Consider the following 845-nt stretch of genomic DNA (forward strand, 5'->3'; position numbering starts at 1 on the left):
GCGTAACTTGACCCAAAACACGGAAGATGCCCGGGTCAAGCCCGGGCATGACGAGGGCTGCGCCCCCGCCCCGCACAAAAGACCCCGCGCCGGTCGCCCCGGCGCGGGGTCTTAGCCATCACTCCACGATCCAGGACGGACGTCCGGCCGCGTAGCTGTCGAGGCGGTTCTTCGCCAGGGACGTGTCGAGCAGGCCCTCGACGTTGGCCGTCATGCCCGCGCGGCAACGCGGGTATCCACGACTTTCGAGGATCGAAGCGCGCCACGCCCAAGTCGTGGATACCCGGCCTTCGGCCGGGCATGGCGGCGGTGCGGGGGGCCAGCGTCACGGTCTGATGCGTCCGGCGTCAGCGGAGTAACCCGCCGCCGTCATCGCCGGGCTTGACCCGGCGATCCATCTCCCTGGCGAAAGCGATAGATGCCCGGGTCAAGCCCGGGCATGACGAGGGCGGCGCCCACCCGCACCCCAAAAGACCCCGCGCCGGTCGCCCCCGGCGCGGGGTCCCCGACCTACTCCACGATCCAGGACGGACGCCCGGCCGCGTAGCTGTCGAGGCGGTTCTTGGCCAGGACCTTGTCGAGCAGGCTGAAGGTAACCGCCGTCATGCCCGCGCGGCAGCGCGGGTATCCACGACTTTCTAGGCCGCGCGCGCCACGCCCAAGTCGTGGATACCCGGCCTTCGGCCGGGCATGACGGGCGGTGCGGGGGCCAGCGTCACGGCCTGATGCGTCAGCCGTCTCGGCGATGACCCGCCGCCGTCATCGCCGGGCTTGACCCGGCGATCCATCTGCTTGGCCAAGGCGATGGATTGCATGTTGCGTGGTCTGTCCCTTGTGGTGGGATG

1 protein-coding gene is annotated in these 845 nt (G+C 70.2%); it reads right to left on the reverse strand.

Annotation, left to right across the window (positions count from 1 at the left end; translation table 11 throughout):
- Window positions 1-638: 638 nt before the first annotated feature.
- Window positions 639-845, reverse strand: a 207-nt coding sequence (locus EK403_RS22795) for a hypothetical protein (RefSeq protein ID WP_206659608.1), incomplete at its 5' end; no start/stop codon positions are given.

The organism is Hansschlegelia zhihuaiae, assembly GCF_004103825.1.
Taxonomy (GTDB): domain Bacteria; phylum Pseudomonadota; class Alphaproteobacteria; order Rhizobiales; family Methylopilaceae; genus Methylopila; species Methylopila zhihuaiae.